The following is a 17,060-nucleotide window of genomic DNA, read 5'->3' as shown; positions in this document are numbered from 1 at the left end:
CATGGAACCCAATCTCGAGACCCTGCTGGACACCCTCCGCCGCACGTACCCCACCTCCCTGGTGCGCGTCCTCCCCGAGCCCGCCCTGTTCCTGCGCAGCAACACCGGCCGGACCTTCCACGCCGAGGGCATGCAGGTGCTGTCGGCCGAGTCGGCCCTGGCCTACGCGTCGGCCTACATGGACGGCCTGCGGGAGCGCATCGGCTCCACCGAGGACTACCGCCTCAACGAGCAGCACCCCTGGATCATCGGCGTGCACCCCGGGGACCTGTCCAGCCCGCCCCTGATCTTCATCTTCGGCAACATCATCCGGTCCGGGAAGGAGGAGTGGGTGGAGCTGGGCTACCCCCGCTACGAGAAGCTGGACTTCCCGTCATAAAAAAATTTACCCACGAGTGAAAAAAACCCACCTGCGGTAAACTGGGGCCACCCAGTGAAAGGCGACGACATGTCCACGCTCCAGGTAAACGGCCGGGAAATCGTCACGTCGAAGGACATGAACCTCCTGGAGTTCCTCCGGGAGGAACTGAACATCACCTCCGTGAAGAACGGCTGCTCGGAAGGCGCCTGCGGATCCTGCATGGTCCTCATCGACGGCAAGGCCTCCCGGGCCTGCCTGTTCAAGATGGACAAGCTGGACGGCAAGAAGGTCGTCACCGTGGAGGGCCTGAGCCCCCGCGAGAAGGAGGTCCTGGGCTGGTCCTACGCCGACGCCGGCGCCGTGCAGTGCGGCTTCTGCATGCCCGGCATGCTCATCAGCACCAAGGGCCTGCTGGACGTGAACCCCGATCCGAAGCCCGAGGAGGTCACCAAGGCCCTGGCCCAGAACATGTGCCGGTGCACCGGCTACGTGAAGATCGAGAAGGCCGTGCTCAACGCCGCGAAGATGCTGCGCGAAGGCACCGCCGTCCCCGCCGATTCCGACATGGCCCTGGCCGTGGGCGAGCGCATCTGCCGCACCGACGCCCGGGACAAGGCCCTGGGCACCGGGCTCTACGTGGACGACATGAGGCGCCCGGGCATGCTGCACGGCGCCGTGCTGCGTCCCCCCAAGGCCCGGGTGCTCGTCAAGGGCATCGACGCCACCGAAGCCCTGGCCATGCCGGGCGTCAAGGCGGTCCTCACCGCCGCGGACGTGCCCGGGGAGCGCCACCAGGGCCACATCATCCACGACTGGCCCGCCATGATCGCCGTGGGCGAGGCGACCCGCTACGTGGGCGACGCCATCGCCCTGGTGGCCGCCGAGACCCGGGCCCAGGCCAAGGCCGCCGTGGCCATGATCAAGCTGGACTACGAGGAGCTCAAGCCCCTCACGGACCCCCGGCGCGCCCTGGACGAGGACGCCCCCAGGCTCCACCCCAAGGGCAACCTCCTGGCCAAGACCGTCCTGCGCCGCGGCGATCCGGACAAGGCCATCGCCGAGGCCGCCCACCTCATCGTCAAGACCTTCAACACGCCGGAGACCGAGCACGCCTTCATGGAGCCCGAGAGCGCCCTGGCGGTGCCCGAGGCCGACGGCACCCTCACGGTCTACACCGGCACCCAGAGCATCTACGACGACCACAAGGGCATCATCGGCGTCCTGGGCGTGGGCCCGGAGCAGGTCAAGGTCATCAGCGCCTACGTGGGCGGCGGCTTCGGCGGCAAGGAGGACCTCATCGTCCAGCACCACGCCGCGCTCCTGGCCAACCACCTGAAGGTCCCGGTGAAGGTCACCCTGGGCCGGCAGGAGAGCCTGAAGGTGCACCCCAAGCGCCACGCCTTCGAGATGGAGTACACCGTGGCCGCCGACGCCCAGGGCCGCATCACGGCCGTGAAGGCGCACCTCCTGGAGGACACCGGCGCCTACGCGAGCCTGGGCGGGCCGGTGCTGCAGCGGGCCTGCACCCACGCCGCGGGGCCCTACAAGATCCCCAACGTGGACATCGTGGGCACGGGCGTCTACACCAACAACCCCCCGGGAGGGGCCTTCCGGGGCTTCGGCGTCACCCAGTCCTGCTTCGCCATGGAGTCCTGCATCACGCTGCTGGCCAAGGAAGTCGGGCTCACCCCCTGGCAGATCCGCTGGCTCAACGCCGTGGAGCCCGGGGACGTGCTCCCCAACGGCCAGATCGTGGACGCGGGCACCGCGCTCAAGGAGACGCTCCTGGCCGTCAAGGATCTCTGCGAGCAGCGCCCCGACGCCGGCATCGCCTGCGCCATGAAGAACGCCGGCATCGGCGTGGGGCTGTCGGACGTGGGCCGGGTGCGCATCCGCGTGCAAGACGGCCAGGCCGTCATCTACACCAGCGCCGCGTGCATCGGCCAGGGCCTCGCCTCGGTGCTCATGCAGTTCGTGGCCAACGCCTCGGGGCTCTCCTGGGGCCAGATCCGGGTGGCCACCCCCGACACCTCGAACTCCCCCAACGGCGGCACCACCACCGCCAGCCGCCAGACCGTCTTCAACGGCGAGGCCGCGCGCCTCGCCGCCCAGGACCTGAAGCTGGACCTGGAAGGCCACACCCTCGAACAGCTGGAAGGCCGGGAATACTACCGCGAGTACAACGGCGTCACCGATCCCTTCGCCTCGGACAAGCCCAATCCCGTCAGCCACGTCGCCTACTCCTACGCCACCCAGGTGGTGCTCCTGGACGCGGCCGGCCGGCTCGAGAAGGTCGTGGCGGCCCACGACATCGGCAAGGCCATCAACCCCACCCAGGTGGAAGGCCAGATCGAAGGGGGCGTCGTCATGGGCCTGGGCTACGCCCTGACCGAGGACTTCCCGCTCAAGGACGGCGAGGTGATGGCCAAGTACGGCACCCTGGGCCTGTTCAAGGCCGCCAACGTGCCGCCCATCCAGTCCATCATCGTGGAGAAGAACCCGGATCCCCTGGCCTACGGCGCCAAGGGCCTGGGCGAGATCACCACCATCCCCACCGCGCCGGCCGTGGCCGGGGCCTACTTCCACCGGGACGGCGTGTTCCGGGTGGACCTGCCCCTGGCGGGCACGCCCTACACCCGGAAGAAGGGATGAGCCTCGAGATCGTCAGGGCCCTCGCTTCGGCGGGAGAACCGCGCGTCCTCTGCACCGTCCTCAAGGTGAAGGGCTCCGCCCCGCGGCACGCGGGCTCCATGCTCCTGGCCGGGCCCGGGGGCCTGGTGATGGGGTCCGTGGGCGGCGGGCGCGGCGAGTCCCTGGTCCTGGCGGCCTGCCGGGAGAACCTGGGAGGCGCGGCCCCGCTCATCCTCGAGATCGACATGCAGGGCATGGAGGCCGAGGGGCCCGCCATGGTCTGCGGGGGCACCAGCCGGATCCTCGTGGAGCCCCTGGCCGACGCGGCGCCCTACCGGGCCGCCCTCGCGCTGCTCGAGCGCGGGGAGCGGATCGTCCTGGTCAAGCGCCTCGCCACGGGCGAGGCGGGTGTCCTGGATTCCGCGGGCGCCTGGGCCCACGGCCGGGTGGAGGGCGCCGACCCCGCCATGGCCGCCCACGCCCTGGCCTCCGGGCACCCGGTGCTGGCCGAGGCCGAAGGCCTCTTCTTCGATCCCGTCCTTCCCCGGGAGAAGCTCCTCATCCTGGGCGGGGGCCACGTGGGCCGCGCCCTGGCGGCCCTGGCGCCGGGGCTGGGCTTTAGGGTGACCGTGGGCGACGACCGTCCGGAGTATGTGGAGCCGGAGCGGTTCCCCGCGGGCACGGCCACCCTCTGCGGCGCCTTCGCCTCCATCGTGGAGCGCTATGCCTTCGACCCCTCCACCTACGTGGTGATCGTCACCCGGGGCCACCTCTGCGACCTGGAGTGCGTGCGCGCGGTGCTGGGCCGGACCTACCGCTACGCCGGCTTCATGGGCAGCTCCCGCAAGACCCGGCTCGTGCTGGCCCAGGTCGCCTCGGAGGGCTTCGACGCCCGCAAGGTGGAGGCCCTGTGCGCCCCCATCGGCCTGGAGATCGGGGCCGAGACCCCGGAGGAGCTGGCCGTCGCCATCGCCGGGGAACTCATCGCGGTGCGCCGCGACGCCGCCTGGATCCAGGCGCGCATTCCGGCCCGGAAGGCCCGGCGCGGCACCCCATGAACCTCGCGGACGCCCTGCTGCCCCTGTTGCCGGATGGCAGGGGGGTCATCGCGTTCGTGGGCGCAGGGGGCAAGACCACGGCCCTGTTCCGCCTGGCCCGGGAGCTGGCCCCCCGCCCCGTGCTCCTCACCACCACCACCCACCTCGCCGACCCGCGCCTGGAACCGGGCCGGGAGGGCAGGATGGTCTTCGACCCGGCCCTGGAAGGCCCCTTCACCGGCGGCCCCGTGCCCCCCGCGGCCCCCGGCCTCACGATCCTCATGGCCCGGGAGGCCGACGCCCCCGGCAAGGTCAAGGGCATCCACCCGTCCTGGATCCCTGTCCTGCGCGGGTCCTGGGGCCTGGTCCTGGTGGAGGCCGACGGCTCCCGGCGCCTGCCGGTCAAGGCCCCGGCCCCCCACGAACCCGTGCTGCCTCCGGGCACGGACCTGGTGGTGGGCGTCGTCGGGCTGGACTGCCTGGGCCGGCCCCTGGACGGGACCGTGGCCCACCGCCCGGGGCTTTTCGCGGAAATCACGGGCTGCGCTCCCCTTGAACCCATCCGCTGGGAGCACCTGGCCGCCCTGGTCCGGCACCCCCGGGGCCTCTTCAAGGACGCCCGGGGCGCCCGGGTCCTTCTCTTGAACAAGGCCGATACGCTCGGCGCCCTCCCGCCCCTGGCCGGGCTTTTCCCGGGCCGCGTCCTGCTGGGTTCCCTCCTGGCCCCCGATGGCGTCATCCTCGTTGAGGAGGACGCCCCGTGACGATGATCGAAGGCCGGCTTGTGGTGGTGCGTGGGGCCGGAGACCTGGCCACGGGGGTGATCCTGCGCCTCGTGCGCGCCGGGTTCCGGGTGGTGGCCCTGGAAACGGCCCACCCCAGCGCCATCCGGCGAACGGTGAGCTTCTCGGAGGCCATGTACGACGGTTCCGCCCGGGTGGAGGGCCTCTGCGCCCTGCGGTGCGACGCCCTGCCGGAACGATGGGCCCCGGGGGATCCGGTGGCGGTGCTCGAGGACCCCCGCGGCGACCTGCTGACCCGGCTCCGGCCCGCGGCCCTGGTGGACGCCATCATCGCCAAGCGGAACCTGGGCACCTTCCTGGAGATGGCCCCCGTGGTGGTGGCCCTCGGGCCCGGCTTCACGGCCGGGGTGGACGCGCACGCGGTGGTCGAGACCAACCGCGGCCACGACCTGGGCCGGGTGCTCCTCTCCGGCTCCGCCGAGGCGAACACGGGCGTGCCCGGGCTCATCGCGGGCCACGGCTCCGAGCGGGTCATCCACGCCCCCCGGGCGGGGAGGGTGGAGGCCCTCTGCGCCATCGGGGACACGGTGGCGGCCGGGGATCCGGTGCTGGCCATCGGGGGCGAGCCCGTGCCCTCGGCCATCGGCGGTGTCGTGCGGGGCCTCATCCGGCCCGGCTTCGAGGCCCGGGCGGGACTCAAGGTGGCCGACGTGGATCCCAGGTGCGTGCGGGAACACTGCTTTTCCGTCTCCGACAAGGCGCGCGCCATCGCCGGCGGGGTCCTGGAGGCTCTCCTCATGCTGGGTGCGCCGTGATCTACCTGGACAACGCAGCCACCAGCCACCCCAAGGCGCCGGGCGTGCCGGAGGCGGTGGCGGCGTGCCTGGCTTCGGGCGCCTGCAGTCCGGGCAGGGCGAGCCACAGGCTGGCCCGGGACGCCAGCCGCACCCTCTTCGGGGCCCGGGAGGCCTGCGCCGCGTTCCTGGGCGGAACCGATGCCGAGCGCCTGGTCTTCACCCGGAACGCCACCGAGGCATTGAACCTGGCCATCCTGGGCAGCGTCCCGGACGGCGGGACCGTCGCCGTCTCCTCCCTGGAACACAATGCCGTCATGCGGCCCCTGCGCCACCTCGAGGCCACCCGGGGCGTGAGGGTCCGGGTGGTCCCCTTCGACGGCCGCGGCCGGCCCGATCCCGTCGAGCTCAAGGCCGCCCTGTGGATGGCCCCCGACCTCCTGGTGCTGACCGCCGCGAGCAACGTCACCGGCTGCCTGACCCCGGTGGCCGAGGTGGCGGACCTGTGCCGGCGCCTGGGCGTGCCCATCTGCGTGGACGCAAGCCAGACGGCGGGGCATCTGCCCATCCCCCGGGGCTGCGACTACGTCGCCTTTTCCGGCCACAAGGGCCTCCTGGGGCCGCCCGGCACCGGCGGCCTCCTGCTGGGCCCCGGCGCCCGCCCCGAACCGAGGCTCATGGGCGGCACCGGCAGCGCCTCCGAGAGCGAGATCCAGCCCGGGATCCTTCCCGACCGGTTCGAGGCGGGCACCCCCGACGTGCCCGGCCTTGCGGGCCTCTGGACCGCGCTGCGCTTCCTGGAGTCCGAGGGCGCCGCCCTGCACCTGCGGGAACGGGCCCTGTGCGACGACCTCGTGCGCGGGCTCCTGGAACTGCCCTCCGTCGCCGTCCAGGGTCCCGGCCCCGGCGAGGACCGGGCCCCCGTGGTCTCCATCACCGTCGAGGGCCGGGACCTGGGCGAGCTGGCCCTGGAGCTGGACAGGCGCGACATCTGCACCCGGGTGGGCCTCCACTGCGCCCCCGCGGCCCATCGGACCCTGGGGACCCTGGAAGCCGGAGGCACCCTGCGCTTTTCGCCCGGGTTCTCCACCACCCCGCTCGAGATCCAGGCGACCCTGGACGCCATGAAGGAGCTGCTCGCTTGAACCTCACGTCCTACACCCGGTTTTCCGGCTGCGGCGCCAAGCTGGGCCCCGGCGTCCTGGCCAAGGCCCTCTGCGGGCTCGAGCAGCCCGCCTACCCCGACCTGCTGGCCGATTTCGCCGGGAGCGAGGACGCGGGGATCTTCCGCATCGGACCCCACGAGGCGCTGGTGCAGACCGTCGACTTCTTCCCCCCCATCGTGGACGACCCGCGGCTGTTCGGGCGCATCGCCGCCGCCAACGCCCTGTCCGACCTCTACGCCATGGGCGCCCGCCCCATCACCGCCCTGGCCCTGGTGTGCCACCCCCTCAAGGCCCTGGGCATCGAACCGCTCCGCGAGATGCTCGCCGGCGGCCTGGAGGCCCTGGTGGAGGCCGGCTGCGCCCTCCTGGGCGGCCACAGCATCGAGGACCCCGAGCCCAAGCTGGGCTATGCGGTCACGGGGCTGGTGGACCCCGCCCGGGCCTGGCGGAACAACACCCTTCGCCCCGGCGGCCGGCTCATCCTCACCAAGCCCATCGGCATGGGCCTGGTGAACATGGCCCTGCGCGCCCAGTGCGCCTCCCCGGAGGCCCGGGCCGCCGCGGAGCGCTCCATGGCCACCCTGAACCGCGCCGCGGCCGAGGTCCTGGCCCGGTTCCACCCCATGGCCGTCACCGACGTCACCGGCTTCGGCCTGGCCGGGCACGCCGCGGAGATGGCCGGCGGGGACTGCGGCCTCACCCTGCGCTTCGCCCAGGTGCCTCTCCTGCCCGGGGTGGAGGAATACGCCTCCATGGGCCTGATCCCCGAGGGCACGTACCGGAACCGGGAGGGCCGACTCCCCTGCGTGGCCGGAGAGGTGCCCGCCCTGGTATTGGACCTGCTCTTCGACCCCCAGACCTCAGGAGGCCTCCTGGCCGCGCTGCCCGAGGAGGAGGCCGAGGCCGCCGCCGCCGCGCTGCAGGAAGCAGGCGCCGGGGGCTGGATCATCGGCGAGACCGGCGGCGCCCCCGGTTCCGTGCGAATACTCTAGTGCTCCTTCTCGCCACCTACCCATCCAGCAATTCGGCCCTTCGGGCTGAGAACCGGCTCAAGGCCGCGGGGCTGAAGGTGGACCTCATTCCGGTCCCCCGGCAGATCCGGAGCAGCTGCGGGTTCTGCCTGCTGGTGGACCCGGCCGGCAATGAAGAACCCCTTCGCGCCAGCGGCCCCGAAGGCCTGTGGCGCGTCCTCGACCCCGAACCCGGAAGCCCCAGGAGGCGCTATGAGCCCTACCCGTAGAACCCTCGACGCAAAGGGGCTGCCCTGCCCCCAGCCCGTGATCCTGACCCGCAAGGCCCTTGCCGAGGGCGGCTTCTCCTCCCTGGAGATCCTCGTGGACGACGCCGCGGCACGGGAGAACATCCTGAAATTCGCAGCCTGGGCCAAATGCGAAGTGGAGGGCGTCGCCTCGGAAGGTGCCCTGACCCGCATCGTCCTGCGGCCCGGAGCCCCGGGCGAGGCGCCCGAAGCCGCTCCCGCGGAACCCGCCCCCGCCGGGGCCCCCACCGTGCTGATCACCTCCGACGGCATCGGCAACGGTTCCCCGGACCTGGCGAAGCTCCTCATGCGCGGCTTCCTCTACACCCTCACCGAGTGCGACGTTCCGCCCATGAGGATCATTTTCATGAACGCGGGGGTGCGCCTGGCCGTCGAGGGTTCCGACTCCCTTGAAAACCTCCGCAAGACCGCCGACCGTGGGGTGGACGTCATCGCCTGCGGCACATGTCTGGAATTCTATAAATTGACCGAGGCTTTGGCGGTAGGCAGGGTGTCGAACATGTATGAAATTTCAGAGCACCTGCTGCAGGGGCCTACGGTTATTCTGGGGTGATTGCAGCTGATCCATGCGCATATCCACCATGAGCGGGCCGACTAATTCGCCGCAAGGCTCCGACGAGGCCATATGACCAGGTAATGGCATTTCTCAGTCCGCAAAATCGAAGATGATTAATAAATAAATGTGATAATTTTCAAACAATTAACATCTATTAACATCCTTAGCAACAACTTTAGAATGAATAAATAAATCCGAATCTCAAAAGTAAAAAGTCATATATGTCAAAATTATCAATGAAAAATTAATATTAAAAAGCCTCGTCTTACGTTGTCTTTCGAAAAAACCCCGGAAAATCACGAAATTAACTCTTGAAAAATCTGTTTTCCAAGGCTTAATGAATCCCACTAATTGTCATGAATTTGCCACACTCCATGACTGAAAATCCGCTCTCATGAAAGGAGTCCACTAGGTAGCGGACGGCTATGCCGTGCTTTTCCAGAAGTTGTGTTTCCCACCTCACCTTCAAAGGAGCCAAATCCTATGCGCAACAACCTCACAAGGCTCGGACTGACAGCCTTGACCCTCGTGGCCGGCCAGGTCCTGGTCGCCCAGACCGTCACCACCGGCGCCATCAATGGACACGTGACCGACAAGGCCGGCAACCCCGTTGCGGCGGCCACCGTCCGCCTCACGTCCGGCCAGGTCAGCCGCACCATCGTCACCGGCGCCGACGGCCACTTCCAGGCCGGCCTGCTCAACGCCGGCGCCTGGACCGTCCAGGTCACCAAGGCCGGGTTCTCCGCCACCCGCCAGACCGTGACGGTCACCATCAACACCGCCACCACGGCGAACCTCAAGATGGACAAGGAAGGCTCGGCGGTCGTCGAAGTCATCGCCTCCTCCGCCACCATCGACACCACCAGCACCACCACGGGTTCCAATTTCAGCCTGGACACCCTTTCGGCGGTCCCCACGGGCCGCGAGATGGCTTCCCTGGCCTACATGACCCCCGGCGTCACGACGTCCGGCTTCGGCGCCAGCAACGGCAATGCCGGCCTCGGCCTCGAGATCTCCATCGGCGGCGCCTCCGGCGCCGAGAACTCCTTCTCCGTGGATGGCCTGAAGACCAACGACATGCGCTACGGCGGCCAGAGCGTCACCATGGTGCAGGACTTCGTGGACCAGGTCGACATCCAGACCGGCGGCTACAAGCCTGAATACTCCGCCATGGGCGGCGTGTTCAACGTCCTCACCAAGTCCGGCACCAACGATTTCGCGGGTTCCGTGTGGGCCAGCCACATCCCCGGCTCCCTCTCCCCCAAGGCCAAGGGCACGACGTGGTTCCGGGAACTCCCCGCCGCCAGCGTCACCGACGTGGGCGCCCGGGTGGGCGGCGCGTTCGTCAAGGACAAGTTTTTCTACTCCTTCGGCGTCAACTATACCCTCACCAACAGCCCCTCCTACCTGAACCTGAGCGACCTGTCGGCCGGTGCCACCAAGACCCCCGACCTGCAGTTCATGGGCAAGCTGCAGTACTACGTCACTACGGACAACCAGCTGACCCTCAGCTACTTCGGCAACCGCTCCACGGCCACCCAGGACCGCGGCGCCGGTTCCCCCAGCAACCTCTATGACGGCCGCGGCAACGCCGACACCAGTGGCGACACGGTCCACAACACCAGCAACTTCAACCTGATCTGGGATTCCACGCTGTCTCCCAACGTCACCATGTCCCTCAAGATGGGCCAGGCCAAGGCCGAGAACGACGTCACGCCCAACTCGACCCTGTCCCTCATCCGCGACCGGACCTACTACGCCTCTGGCGGCCCTGGCTACGGCTTGGCCGATCCCCTGACGTACTGGGCCACGGGCGGCGCCGGAAACATCGCCAAGGAGACCAACACCACCACCCAGTTCGCCGGCGACCTCACCTGGGTCATCGGTGCCGACCACTCCCTGAAGGTGGGCTACTCCTACCTGAAGTCCAACTACTCCGACATCACCCACCGCAATGGTGGCCAGACCTGGCAGTTGCAGAACTCCGGCGGGTTCCTCAGGGCCGTGCGGAACGTCTACGACAACGATTCCGAAGCCAACGCCTACTTCCAGGCGATCTACCTCCAGGACACCTGGCAGGTGAACAAGAAGCTGAACCTCTTCTATGGCATCCGCATGGAGGACCAGAAGCAGATCGGCGCCAATGGCTCCACGTTCATGCACTTCAAGTTCACGGATTACATCCAGCCCCGCATCGGCTTCACCTTCGATGCCACCGGCGATGGCAAGTCCAAGGTCTCCGGTAGCTTCGCTCAGTACTACATGCAGATCCCCCAGCGCATGGCCATCCGCACCTACGGCAAGGAGTACTACCACCTCCTCTACTACGGCGGGACCCATACTGGTACCGGCGTTGGTCAGAGCACCGCGACTTTCAACCGCGCTACGAACACCGTGACCGTAACCGGAACCAACTACGACGACATCGACTATTCCACCGGCTGGTCCAACGACCCTCTCGCCGATGGCCTCAAGCTGCCCAAGCGCACCGAGATCCTGCTCGGGTACGACTACCAGGCGACGGCCTCAAGCACCTTCGGCATCCACGCCCACTACCGCAAGCTGACGGATCCCATCGAGGATTCCGAGATCACCGATGTTGACGGCTACGCCATCGACCCGCACGATCCCGGTTCCCTTGCGATGGGCGCAACCAGTGGCGGCGGCGGACAGGCCATCATCTGGAACCCCGGGAAGTCGGTCTCCTGGACCTCCAATTTCAGCGGGCAGAAGGTCTCCACCACCAACAGCCTGTATCCCGAGGCCTACAACGAATACAAGGCCGTCGACGTCACTTATACCTACAAGACTTCAGACACCTTCCTTTTCGTGGGCTACACGTGGAGCAGGGACTACGGCAACTACGAGGGTCTCATCAGCGCCACCAACGGCCAACCGGACGGTGGCATCACCGCCTCCTATGACTTCTGGCCCTATGTCGGGACCGGCTACCTGCCCACCGACCACACCCACCAGTTCAAGGCGTACGGCTACAAGAAGATCAAGGTGGGCAAGGGCGACCTCGCCCTAGGCTTCAACTTCCTTGCCCAGAGCGGCCGCCCCTACAGCCAGCAGGATGATGGCAGCACCAGCAACCCCGTCCTGCCGGATCCCGGCGGTTATGCCAATGCCGACTTCCAGGACCTGAAGCTGGGCAACAAGGGTCGCCTTCCCTGGCTGACCCGCCTGGATCTGAACTTCCACTACGACATGCCCCTGGAAGGGAAGATGCGAATCGAGCCCTTCTTCGAGATCTACAACGTCATGAACCACCGTCCCGAGACGGCCGTGCTCGAGCAGTACACCGACCGCTACGGCAACCCCCAGCCTGTCGGGCGCTTCGGCTCCGCCACGGACTACCAGCCGGCCCGGTCCTTCCGCTTCGGCTGCAAGCTGAAGTTCTAGACCCGTTCCAGCCAAAAGGACCCCCGCTCCGGCGGGGGTCTTTTTTCATGGGTGGCTTTCCAGCGCCTTCGGCTGTATAAGAACCGCAGGTGAACCATGAACTCGCAGACTCGTGCTGAACTGCTCATGTCCTATGCCCAGGGTCCCCGGATGCTCCGGGAGGCGGTCGAGGCCCTTCCCCCGGAGGCCCTGGACTTCCGCCCGGCACCCGGGGCCTGGAGCCCGCGCGCCATTCTCTTCCACCTGGCGGAGAGCGAGCTGCACGGCTACCTGCGGGCCCGCACCATCATCGCCCAGCCGGGCACCACCATCGTCCCCTACGACCAGGACCGCTGGGCCGGCACCCTGGATGACGCCGCCCAGCCCCTGGGCGAGGCGCTGGACCTCTTCCGGCTCCTGCGGGAGATGCTGGCCCGGCAGCTGCGCGCCCTGCCGGAGGCGGCCTGGGAGCAGACCCTCGTGCATCCCGAGCGGGGCACCCTCACCCTGGAGCGGCTCCTGGAATTGTATGTGGGTCACCTGGACACCCACCTGAAGCAGATCGCCCGGACCCTGGCGGCCTGGCGGCAGCGCTGAGATGAGCTCTCAGCCAAATAGGCGTTGGCCGTGACTTGCGCGCAAAGTTACAATGAACGGTTTGCGTACGGGAGTTGAAATCATGATCGGCCTTTGCCTCATCCTGCTCGTGGGGGGAACCCCGGCGAGCGTCCCCCCCAGACCCGCGATGGAATCCGTGGAACTGCGCCGGGCCGTGGTGATCCCGGCGGAGGCCCTGGACCAGGACCTGCCCGAGGCCGAGGCCGACGAGGCCCCCGAACCCGCGACCCCCGGCGCCCTGGTGCCGCTGCGCAAGGCCGCGGTCGTGCGGGCCCCCGATCCCACCAAGGAGTACTGATGACCCTTCAGGACAAATTCGACACCCTCAGGTCCCGCTATTCGGAGGCCATGAAGGGCGGCGGCCCGGCCCGCGTGGACAAGCAGCACCAGGGCGGCAAGCTCACCGCCCGGGAGCGGGTGGCCGCGTTCCTGGACGAGGGCTCCTTCGAGGAAGTCGACGCCCTGGCCCTCAACCCCACCCCCGGCGAGGCCAAGATGCCCGGAGACGGCGTGGTCACCGGCTTCGGCCGCGTCGACGGGCGCCCCGTGGCGCTGTTCGCCCAGGACTTCACCGTCGTAGGCGGCAGCCTCTCCCTCACCCATGCCCGGAAGATCTGCAAGATCATGGATATGGCCATGAAGGTCGGGTGCCCGGTGATCGGGTTCAACGACTCGGGCGGGGCCCGCATCCAGGAGGGCGTGAACTCCCTGGCCGGCTACGCGGAGATCTTCCTGCGCAACACCATGGCTTCGGGCGTGGTGCCCCAGATATCGCTCATCATGGGTCCCTGCGCGGGCGGCGCGGTGTACAGCCCGGCCATCACCGACTTCATCACCATGGTGCGCAACACCAGCTACATGTTCGTCACGGGCCCCGAGGTCATCAAGGCCGTCACGCACGAGGACGTGACCAAGGAGGAGCTGGGCGGGGCCTCGGCCCACGGCTACAAGTCCGGCGTGGCCCATTTCCTGGTGCCTTCGGACCTGGCGGCGCTCGCCCACACCCGGGAGCTGCTGAGCTTCCTGCCTTCCAACAACCTCCAGGAGACGCCCCGCAGGGCCCCGCTCATCGAGATGCCCCTGGAGAACCCGGCCCTGGACTCCATCATCCCCGAGGACCCCAGCAAGCCCTACGACGTGCGCCAGATCATCAAGGGCGTGGTGGACGACGAGCACTTCTTCGAGGTGATGGAGGCCTACGCCGGCAACATCGTCATCGGCTTCGGGCGGCTCGAGGGCCGCAGCGTGGGCATCGTGGCAAACCAGCCCGCGCACCTGGCCGGGGTCCTGGACATCGCCTCCAGCGAGAAGGGGGCGCGGTTCGTGCGTTTCTGCGACGCCTTCAACATTCCGCTCATCATCATCGAGGACGTCCCGGGCTTCCTGCCCGGCGTCAACCAGGAGCACGGCGGCCTCATCAAGAACGGCGCCAAGCTGCTCTACGCCTTCTGCGAAGCCACGGTGCCCAAGCTCACCATCATCACCCGCAAGGCCTACGGCGGCGCCTACATCGTCATGGCGTCCAAGCACATCCGGGCCGACTTCAACTTCGCCTACCCCACCGCCGAGATCGCCGTCATGGGCGCCGACGGGGCCGCGAACGTGCTCTACGCCAAGGAGATCGCCAAGGCCGACGACCCCGCCGCCAAGCGCGCCGAGATCGTGGCCGACTACAACGAGAAGTTCGCCAACCCCTACGTGGCCGCGGGCCTCGGCTACGTGGACGAGGTGATCATGCCCCGCGAGACCCGCAAGAAGCTGCTGCGGGCCCTCAACCTCCTGGAAGGCAAGCGCGAGTCCATGCCCCCCAAGAAGCACGGCAACATCCCGCTCTAGTGGGCGATCTGCTCCTGGGATCCGGCAACGCCCTCCGCCCCGGCTGGAGGGCGTTGCTCTTCTATGCGGCCGCGGCGCTCGGCTACCGCCTCCTCCTGGAGGCCGTCCCCGGCGTGCCCCGGGCCGCCGGCCTCTGCGCGGTGCTGCTCCTGGCCTCGACGCTCTTCCTGGCCCTGGAGGGCCGACCCCTGGCCACCCTGGGCCTGCGCCCCGGAACGGCGTGGGCCCGCGACTTCGCCCTGGGCGCCGCCCTGGGGTGCGGCATCATCCTCCTGTCGGCGCTGCTGGCCTACGGCGCGGGCGGATTCCACCTCGCGAAGGGCGCGGGGGCATCCGCCCTGGCCTCGGGCGCGGCCTTCTACCTGCTGCCGGCCTTCAGCGAGGAGCTCGCGTTCCGCGGCTACATCTTCCAGCGCGTGGAGTGGAGCCTGGGCTCCTGGGGCGGCCTCTTCCTCATGTCCGTCCTCTTCGCCGGCGCCCACGTCTCCAATCCCGGCATGACGGGCTCCACGCGGGTCCTGGCCTCCGTGAACATCTTCCTGGCCGGGGCCGCGCTGGGCCTGGCCTACCTGGGGACCCGGAGCCTGGCGCTGCCCCTGGGTCTCCACGTCGGCTGGAACTGGTGCCAGGGAGCGCTCCTGGGCTTCGGGGTCAGCGGCACCCAGGCGCTGGGCTGCTTTGTCCCCATTCCGCACGCCCGGCCCCTCTGGCTGACCGGGGGAGCCTTCGGGCTGGAAGGGAGTCTGCCATGCACGCTTGCTTGTTCATTGGCTTGCTATTTCCTGCTCCGTCGCTGGCCCGTCAGAGAGCTTAAGGGCCCCTTTTTCAAAAAATAAATAATAGGTAAAAAATTTTTTTTCCAGTGAAAATTTTTTATTGATCTGTGGGTCGTTTGTTCCCACAATGATCCTGTCAACGTGGTCCAAACTTGAAATCCCGAAATGCGGGAGCGGCTTCATGAAGCACATCCGGCTGTGATCCAGGCCCGGTGCAGCCGCCTCTATCCTTTCCCAACCAGGGTGGCCCGGCGCCGTCGCCGGCGCGCCGACCCCCTTCCCCACCCGGAGGACTCCATGTCCAGTTCAGGCGTCTTGACCAACCTCGATACCCGCATCTCCGAGCTCGCGGCCAAGTACCTGCCGCTCGCCTCGGAAATGCTGCGCGAAGCGATCCGCATCCCCGCGGATTACGTGGACAAGCCCCTGGACCAGGGCGGCGATCCCGCCTGCGGCACCTCCAACCACGAGTTCCCCCGCATCGACTACCTGCGCAGGAAGATCGTCGAGATCAAGGCCGTTCGCCGCGACGAGGACGCCTTCTTCGACGAGTTCGGCAACCTGGTCTGGTTCGTGGAGGACCCCAACGACGGCATCGACCCGGACAAGAAGAAGGTCATCTATATCGACGGCCACACCGACACCGTCAAGCCCCTGCGCGCGCAGTGGCTCGCCAACAGCGGCGTGGACTGCTTCGACGGGATCGTGGACCCCTCCAAGGTCAACAAGGCCTTCCTCAACAAGGAACTGGGCTACCTGCCTCCCGAAGGCGAGTGGAACCACCTCATCTTCGGCCGCGGCTCCGCGGACCAGCTGGGCGGCGTGATCAGCGCCGCCATCGCCACCAAGATCATGCTGGAACTCGAGGCCGAGGGCGCGCTCAAGGGCGTCATCGTGCGCTCCTACGCCACCGTCTGCGAGGAGGACAACGACGGCGCGGGCCCGATGTACCTGGTCCGCAAGGTCTTCCCCACCGCCAAGCCCCAGATCGTGCCCGACGTGGTGATCCTCACCGACAGCTCCGGCTGCTCGAAGAACGGCGCCCTGGGCATCTACCGCGGGCAGCGCGGCCGCATGCAGATCGAGGTCACCGTCACCGGCAAGTCCTGCCACGGCTCCATGCCCTGGGAAGGCAAGAACCCCCTGGAGTTCGGCGGCGCCATCCTGAAGGAGGCCGCCGACAAGTACGACCGCCGCGTCGGCTTCCTGGACCACCCGTTCCTGGGCCACGGCACCCGCACGGCCTCCTGGTCCAAACTTGACACCCCCAGCGACTGCGCCGTTCCGGAGAAGTTCACCTTCCGCTTCGACCGCCGCCTCACCATCGGCGAGACCCCCGACCAGTCCTGCGCGGACGTCGAGGCCCTGGACGCGGTGGCCGCCGCCCGCAAGGCCGGCCTCGGGGTGGACGTCTCCATCCCCACCTACACCGAAGCCAGCTGGAAGGGCTTCGTGCTGAACAACCCCCAGGTGTACGTGGGCTGGGTCACCCCCGAGGAGCATCCCGCGGTGCAGGCCGCCGTGGCGTCGTATAAGAAGGTCATCTCCCCCAACGTGGACGGCAAGGTCGGCACCGGCGGCGTGATCACCAAGGAGCCCCGTGTGGACCGCTGGGTGTTCTCCACCGACGGCGTGGGCTACCCGATGGCCATGGACTACAGCGTCCCCGGCAGCAAGGACAAGAAGTGGGTCGAGAACGGGATCTACAAGCACCCCGCCATGATCGGGTTCGGCACCGGCATCGAGCAGAACACCCACAAGATCGGCGAATGCCTGGACGAGCGCGAGCTGCAGCACGCCGCGGCCTTCCTGGCCCGGTTCCCCACCGTCTACGCGGCGATGTAGCCCTCAACCTCCCTGCCCCACAAGCCAGACAGGT

The 17,060-nt window shown here is 68.3% G+C and carries 15 protein-coding genes; all 15 read left to right on the top strand.

All coding sequences use genetic code 11. The features are described 5' to 3' along the window. Position 1: 1 nt before the first annotated feature. The 15 genes from RAH40_RS15150 to RAH40_RS15080 all read left to right on the top strand — a co-directional run bounded on the left by RAH40_RS15150 (position 2) and on the right by RAH40_RS15080 (position 17,026). Positions 2-379: a hypothetical protein gene (locus RAH40_RS15150; RefSeq protein WP_306598403.1), complete on the top strand. Its 378-nt coding sequence runs from the start codon at positions 2-4 to the stop codon at positions 377-379. A gap of 69 nt (positions 380-448) precedes the next feature. Next, positions 449-3,013 carry a selenium-dependent xanthine dehydrogenase gene (gene xdh, locus RAH40_RS15145; protein ID WP_306598402.1) on the top strand — a complete coding sequence of 855 codons (2,565 nt, stop codon included), beginning with the start codon at positions 449-451 and terminating at the stop codon, positions 3,011-3,013. Further along, the gene (locus tag RAH40_RS15140; protein WP_306598401.1) at positions 3,010-4,050 is read left to right on the top strand and encodes an XdhC family protein; all 1,041 of its coding nucleotides are present in this window, start codon (positions 3,010-3,012) and stop codon (positions 4,048-4,050) included. The genes xdh and RAH40_RS15140 overlap by 4 nt, the downstream gene beginning before the upstream one ends. Next, on the top strand, positions 4,047-4,793 hold the full coding sequence (yqeC, locus tag RAH40_RS15135; protein ID WP_306598400.1) for a selenium cofactor biosynthesis protein YqeC: 747 nt from the start codon (positions 4,047-4,049) through the stop codon (positions 4,791-4,793). Before RAH40_RS15140 ends, yqeC begins: the two co-directional genes overlap by 4 nt. A gap of 2 nt (positions 4,794-4,795) precedes the next feature. Further along, a complete protein-coding gene (gene yqeB, locus RAH40_RS15130) occupies positions 4,796-5,587 on the top strand; it encodes a selenium-dependent molybdenum cofactor biosynthesis protein YqeB (protein ID WP_306602305.1) in 792 nt (263 codons plus the stop codon). Next, positions 5,584-6,711: an aminotransferase class V-fold PLP-dependent enzyme gene (locus RAH40_RS15125; RefSeq protein ID WP_306598399.1), complete on the top strand. Its 1,128-nt coding sequence runs from the start codon at positions 5,584-5,586 to the stop codon at positions 6,709-6,711. The genes yqeB and RAH40_RS15125 overlap by 4 nt, the downstream gene beginning before the upstream one ends. Beyond that, positions 6,708-7,724, top strand: a complete 1,017-nt coding sequence (gene selD, locus RAH40_RS15120) for a selenide, water dikinase SelD (RefSeq protein ID WP_306598398.1) — start codon at positions 6,708-6,710, stop codon at positions 7,722-7,724. Before RAH40_RS15125 ends, selD begins: the two co-directional genes overlap by 4 nt. Continuing rightward, positions 7,724-7,972 (top strand): DUF3343 domain-containing protein, encoded by a 249-nt coding sequence (locus tag RAH40_RS15115; protein ID WP_306598397.1) that lies wholly within the window; start codon positions 7,724-7,726, stop codon positions 7,970-7,972. Before selD ends, RAH40_RS15115 begins: the two co-directional genes overlap by 1 nt. After that, on the top strand, positions 7,956-8,564 hold the full coding sequence (yedF, locus tag RAH40_RS15110; RefSeq protein WP_306598396.1) for a sulfurtransferase-like selenium metabolism protein YedF: 609 nt from the start codon (positions 7,956-7,958) through the stop codon (positions 8,562-8,564). The genes RAH40_RS15115 and yedF overlap by 17 nt, the downstream gene beginning before the upstream one ends. 486 nt (positions 8,565-9,050) lie before the next feature. Further along, positions 9,051-11,972: a TonB-dependent receptor gene (locus RAH40_RS15105; protein ID WP_306598395.1), complete on the top strand. Its 2,922-nt coding sequence runs from the start codon at positions 9,051-9,053 to the stop codon at positions 11,970-11,972. A 96-nt stretch (positions 11,973-12,068) separates the two neighbouring features. Then, positions 12,069-12,548, top strand: a complete 480-nt coding sequence (locus RAH40_RS15100) for a DinB family protein (protein ID WP_306598394.1) — start codon at positions 12,069-12,071, stop codon at positions 12,546-12,548. Positions 12,549-12,630: 82 nt separating this feature from the next. Further along, positions 12,631-12,867 (top strand): hypothetical protein, encoded by a 237-nt coding sequence (locus RAH40_RS15095; protein ID WP_306598393.1) that lies wholly within the window; start codon positions 12,631-12,633, stop codon positions 12,865-12,867. After that, complete coding sequence (locus tag RAH40_RS15090) at positions 12,867-14,405, top strand: acyl-CoA carboxylase subunit beta (protein ID WP_306598392.1); 1,539 nt, start codon at positions 12,867-12,869, stop codon at positions 14,403-14,405. Before RAH40_RS15095 ends, RAH40_RS15090 begins: the two co-directional genes overlap by 1 nt. Positions 14,406-14,458: 53 nt before the next feature. Then, positions 14,459-15,241 (top strand): CPBP family intramembrane glutamic endopeptidase, encoded by a 783-nt coding sequence (locus RAH40_RS15085; protein ID WP_306598391.1) that lies wholly within the window; start codon positions 14,459-14,461, stop codon positions 15,239-15,241. Positions 15,242-15,478: 237 nt separating this feature from the next. Beyond that, a complete protein-coding gene (locus RAH40_RS15080; RefSeq protein ID WP_306598390.1) occupies positions 15,479-17,026 on the top strand; it encodes a M20/M25/M40 family metallo-hydrolase in 1,548 nt (515 codons plus the stop codon). The last annotated feature ends 34 nt before the right edge of the window (positions 17,027-17,060 follow it).

This window comes from Geothrix sp. 21YS21S-2 (genome assembly GCF_030846775.1).
In the GTDB taxonomy this organism is placed as follows: Bacteria; Acidobacteriota; Holophagae; order Holophagales; family Holophagaceae; genus Mesoterricola.
This window is presented reverse-complemented; position numbering and strand designations above follow the sequence as displayed.

What these genes read in the sequence shown, in the direction of transcription:
- RAH40_RS15150 (WP_306598403.1), top strand. Translation starts at nt 2, where the DNA reads ATGGAACCCAATCTCGAGACCCTGCTGGACACCCTCCGCCGCACGTAC.
- xdh (WP_306598402.1), top strand. Translation starts at nt 449, where the DNA reads ATGTCCACGCTCCAGGTAAACGGCCGGGAAATCGTCACGTCGAAGGAC.
- RAH40_RS15140 (WP_306598401.1), top strand. Translation starts at nt 3,010, where the DNA reads ATGAGCCTCGAGATCGTCAGGGCCCTCGCTTCGGCGGGAGAACCGCGC.
- yqeC (WP_306598400.1), top strand. Translation starts at nt 4,047, where the DNA reads ATGAACCTCGCGGACGCCCTGCTGCCCCTGTTGCCGGATGGCAGGGGG.
- yqeB (WP_306602305.1), top strand. Translation starts at nt 4,796, where the DNA reads ATGATCGAAGGCCGGCTTGTGGTGGTGCGTGGGGCCGGAGACCTGGCC.
- yedF (WP_306598396.1), top strand. Translation starts at nt 7,956, where the DNA reads ATGAGCCCTACCCGTAGAACCCTCGACGCAAAGGGGCTGCCCTGCCCC.
- RAH40_RS15105 (WP_306598395.1), top strand. Translation starts at nt 9,051, where the DNA reads ATGCGCAACAACCTCACAAGGCTCGGACTGACAGCCTTGACCCTCGTG.
- RAH40_RS15100 (WP_306598394.1), top strand. Translation starts at nt 12,069, where the DNA reads ATGAACTCGCAGACTCGTGCTGAACTGCTCATGTCCTATGCCCAGGGT.
- RAH40_RS15095 (WP_306598393.1), top strand. Translation starts at nt 12,631, where the DNA reads ATGATCGGCCTTTGCCTCATCCTGCTCGTGGGGGGAACCCCGGCGAGC.
- RAH40_RS15090 (WP_306598392.1), top strand. Translation starts at nt 12,867, where the DNA reads ATGACCCTTCAGGACAAATTCGACACCCTCAGGTCCCGCTATTCGGAG.
- RAH40_RS15080 (WP_306598390.1), top strand. Translation starts at nt 15,479, where the DNA reads ATGTCCAGTTCAGGCGTCTTGACCAACCTCGATACCCGCATCTCCGAG.